This is a genomic window from Kitasatospora sp. NPDC058063, assembly GCF_042885395.1.
Classification (GTDB): domain Bacteria; phylum Actinomycetota; class Actinomycetes; order Streptomycetales; family Streptomycetaceae; genus Kitasatospora; species Kitasatospora lactacystinica.
In genome coordinates, this window is record NZ_JBHVSD010000003.1 from 259038 (window position 1) to 263379 (window position 4342).

Genomic DNA, 4342 nt, shown 5'->3' on the forward strand with positions numbered 1-4342 from the left:
GTTTCAGGAGGTGTCGGATGTCGCGACCAGGGCAGTTCGGCCCGGAACCGGACGGGGGACTGCCCGACCGCATCGCGGTCGGGCTGCTGACCGGGTCGTTCCCGCCGGAGCTGGTGGACCGGGTGGTGGCCCGGTGCGGGCGGGAGGGACAACGGAACCGCCTGCTGACGCCGAAGGTGACGGTCTACCTGGTCCTGGCGATGTGTCTGTTCCCGGGCCACGGGTACCAGGAGGTCGCCCGCAGGCTCGTCCGGGGCCTCGCCTGGGCGGGGTGCTGCGCCGCGCCGGGGCAGGTGCCCAGTACGGCGGCGATCTCGCGGGCCCGGGTGAAGCTGGGGGCGGAGCCGTTCAGGGAGCTGTTCGCCGAGGCCGTCCGGTCGGCGGCGGTCGAGGAGGCCGGGCGGGCCGGGCGGTCCGGGCAGGTCGGGCAGGTCGGGGGAGTCCGGTACCGGGGGCGGCGCCTGGTCGCCGTCGAGGGTGCGGCGATCGAGGTGCCGGACAGCGCCGAGAACGTGGCGTACTTCGGACCGCCGGAGCTCGGGGGCGGGTACCCGCGGGTGCGGCTGGCGGCCCTGGTCGAGTGCGGCACCGGAGCGGTCGCCGCGGCGGCCACCGGCCCGTCGGCGGCCGCCGTGCCGAACCTGGCCCGGGGCCTCTTCGACCGCCTCGGCGGCGGGGATCTGCTGCTCGCCGACCAGGGCGGGTTCGACGGTCCGGCGGTGTGGCGGGACGCCTCGGCCGGTGGGGCGGACCTGCTGTGGCGGGTCGGTCCGGACGCGGTGCTGCCGGTGCGTCAGTTGCTGGGCGACGGCTCGTTCCTGTCCGGGTTCGCCGCCGACGGGGGCGGTCGCGGCGGTGGCGGGCCGGGCCGGTCGACGGGGTCGGCGGCGGCGCCGGTGGTGCGGGTGGTCGAGGACCCCTCGGCAGGGGAGCCGGGCCGGCTGCTCACCACGATCCTCGACCCGGGGCGGGCCCCCGCCGCGGAGCTGGCCGCGCTGCACGGCGCGTGGAGGTCGGGGGCGAGGGCCCTGCGGGACCTGGCGGCCGATCAGCTGGAGGCCGTGCGGGTGCTGCGCTCGCGCTCGCCCGAGGGGGTCGAGCAGGAGGTCTGGGGGCACCTGCTGGTCCATCACGCCCTGCGTCGGCTGCGGGTCTCCGGCCCCGGTCGTTAAGTCACCGGTGCGGTGAAATTGAATCAGCCGTTCCACTTCCCCGTGATGGCCGAAACGTGACGGCGCATTCCGGATCGGTGCGCATATCCGATGGGACGGAGGGCCCGGGGGCATTTCGGTGGTGCCGGAACGGATCGGAGGCGTTCGTTCCGCACACGTTCTGCCTGCCAGGCCCGCAGGTCCCGCCGCCGGCCCCGGGGATTCCCCGGCCGCTCGCCGGCGGCGGTTCCACCGGTGGAATCAGCGCGTCCGGTTCGATCGGTTCCGCCGGCCGGCACCCCTAAAGTTGGCCGGGCACCGCCCCCTAACCTCCCCCCCGGTCCGACGAGGCGCCCTTGCCCCGACGGCGCCGCCGACATAGGGCGTGCCCCGGTCCGACCCGGTCACCCGCGCGGCCGCCGCGCTCCAGCGGCCCGGGAAGGTGCCGGGGCGCCGGCGGGCATCCCCTAGCAGGGCGGCCGCAGGACCACGCGCGCGTGCGCCCGCGCCGTGCGGTTAGGCCCTCTCTTTCGGATCACGCCAGGCGGTCCGACGTGATCCGAAAGAGAGGGCCTAGGGGTTGTCCGGTCGGGCCGGGCCGGTCACGGTAGGAGCCGTTGAGGTCCCGACAGGACAGCGGGCGACCGGAGCCGGCCACGAACCCTCGTGCGCTCCCGCCCGCGGATCAAGGTGAGACGCGCGGTCCCGCAGGTCCGCGGGCGGCGCCTCACCGGTGTCGCGGTCCCACCACGCCGACCGCCGGAGGGATTCCAGTCACCATGGCAGCTATCGACGATCTGTGGGTGCGCCGCTACCACCCCGCGCCCGAGGCCCGGCACCGGCTGCTCTGCCTGCCGTACGCGGGTGGGTCCGCGAGCTACTTCTTCCCGGTGTCCCGCGCGCTGTCGCCGCAGGTCGACGTCCTCGCGGTGCAGTACCCCGGCCGTCAGGACCGGCGCCAGGAGCCCTGCGTGGAATCCGTGCAGGAACTGGCCGACCTGCTGGTCGACGTCGTCAAGCCGTGGGCCGACCGCCCGCTGTCGCTGTTCGGCCACAGCATGGGCGCCTCCGTGGCGTTCGAGCTGGCGCTGCGGCTGGAGGACCTCGGCATCGTGCCGCACACGGTGTGGGCCTCCGGGCGGCGCGCCCCCGGCGCCCACCGCGACGAGCGGTTCCACCAGCTCGACGACCAGGGCCTGCTCACCGAGATCAAGCGGCTGGACGGCACCGACAACAACCTCCTCGACGACGAGGAGATGGTGCGGATGGTCCTCCCGGTGCTGCGCAGCGACTACCGGGCCGCCGAGACCTACCGCCCCACCCCCGGTGCCGCGCTCACCGCGCCGGTCCTCGCCCTGGTCGGCGACGACGACCCGAAGGTCACCGTGGACGAGGCCCGGAAGTGGGCCGAGCACACCTCGGGTCCGTTCGAGCTCGAAGTCTTCCGCGGCGGCCACTTCTACCTCAACGCCCACGCCAACACCGTCGTCGACCGGATCCGTACCAGGCTCGGCTGACCGCTCCGCCGTTCCGCCGCGTCATCCGTCCACGCGAAGTTCCGCCGCGTCATTCATCCACGCGAATCGACCGTGTTGAAGGGCAGCCGGTTTCGAACCGGTTCTAGAGCTGCTCTGCGAGCCGGTCCTCGGAAATCCCGGAAAACTGCCCAGAGGAGTCGTTCGTGTCCAAGTCGCTCTACGAACTCGGTGAGATTCCGCCGCTCGGCCTCGTGCCCGAGCAGATGTACGCGACCGTCATCCGGCAGGACCGCTTCGGCGAGCCCCTCAAGGCGATGCAGACCGAGGTCGTCGACGTGCCGGAGCCCGGTTACGGCGAAGTGCTGGTGTACGTCATGGCCGCCGGAATCAACTACAACAACGTCTGGGCGTCGCTCGGCGAACCCATCGACGTCATCGCGATGAGACAGCGGTTGCTCGGCGAGAAGGAGGATTTCCACATCGGCGGCAGCGACGGTTCCGGAGTCGTCTGGGCCGTCGGCGAGGGCGTCAAGCAGTTCAAGGTCGGCGACGAGGTCATCCTTTCCGGAGCGACCTGGGACGAGACGGCGGAGGACGTCCGCACGGGCGTCGACCCGATCGCCTCGAAGTCGCTGCGGGCCTGGGGCTACGAGACGAACTACGGCTCCTTCGCCCAGTACACCGTGGTGCGCGAGCACCAGCTCCACCGCAAGCCGGCCAACCTGTCCTGGGAGGACGCCGGCGGCTACCTGGTCACCGGCGCCACCGCCTACCGGCAGCTGACCGGCTGGGCCCCGCACGACGTCCGCCCGGGCGACCCGGTGCTGATCTGGGGCGGCTCCGGCGGCGTCGGCTCGGCGGCCATCCAGATCGTGAAGCTGCTCGGCGGCATCCCGATCGCCGTGGTCTCCAACCCGGACCGGGTCCAGTTCTGCCTGGACCTCGGCGCCGCGGGCGTGATCGACCGCCGGGAGTTCACCCACTGGGGACGGCTGCCGGACCTCGACGACGAGGCGGCCGGCCGGGCCTGGACGGCCGAGGCCCGCCGGTTCGGCGCGAAGATCTGGGAGATCCTCGGGGAGCGCCGCAACCCGAAGATCGTCGTCGAGCACCCCGGCGAGGACACCCTGCCGACCTCGCTGTTCGTCTGCGAGAACGGCGGCATGGTCGTGCTGTGCGGCGGCACCAGCGGCTACAACGGCGACCTCGACCTGCGCTACCTGTGGATGCGCAGCAAGCGCCTCCAGGGCTCGCACGCCTCGAACACCCGGGAGAACCGCGCGGTCATCGGGCTGATGGCGGACGGCCGGCTCGACCCGTGCATCACCTGGTGCGGCACCTTCGACCAGATCGGCGAGGCCCACCAGATGCTCTACGCGAACCAGCAGGGCGTCGGCAACCTGGCCGCCCTGGTGAACGCCGCGGCGCCGGGGCAGACCTCGCTGCGGACCGGCTGAACGACGGGACGGGAGCCGCGCCGCCACGGCGGCGCGGATTTCCGGAGCGAATAACGGAGCGGGAACCGCGCGAATGCGGTTCCCGCTCCGACGGCGAACGGCCCGGAACGGCCCGTGCCATCTGATGTCCTTTTTTCTGGGGTCGGCTAGGGGTATCGCGCGGGGATTATCTCCCTAGGATGCGAAACGCTGCGGTCTCACGGGTAATCGGTACCGGCTGCGGTCCACCGCCGGCCGGGAGTAGGGGTTGATCTGC

The 4342-nt window shown here is 72.7% G+C and carries 3 protein-coding genes; all 3 read left to right on the forward strand.

Translation table 11 applies throughout. The annotated features are described in order from the left end of the window. Positions 1-17 precede the first annotated feature (17 nt). A complete protein-coding gene (locus tag ACFVUY_RS07760; protein WP_387728104.1) occupies positions 18-1172 on the forward strand; it encodes a transposase domain-containing protein in 1155 nt (384 codons plus the stop codon). 758 nt (positions 1173-1930) lie between these two features. Beyond that, a complete protein-coding gene (locus ACFVUY_RS07765; protein ID WP_387695580.1) occupies positions 1931-2668 on the forward strand; it encodes a thioesterase II family protein in 738 nt (245 codons plus the stop codon). A gap of 164 nt (positions 2669-2832) precedes the next feature. Next, positions 2833-4086 carry a crotonyl-CoA carboxylase/reductase gene (ccrA, locus tag ACFVUY_RS07770; protein ID WP_359898534.1) on the forward strand — a complete coding sequence of 418 codons (1254 nt, stop codon included), beginning with the start codon at positions 2833-2835 and terminating at the stop codon, positions 4084-4086. The last annotated feature ends 256 nt before the right edge of the window (positions 4087-4342 follow it).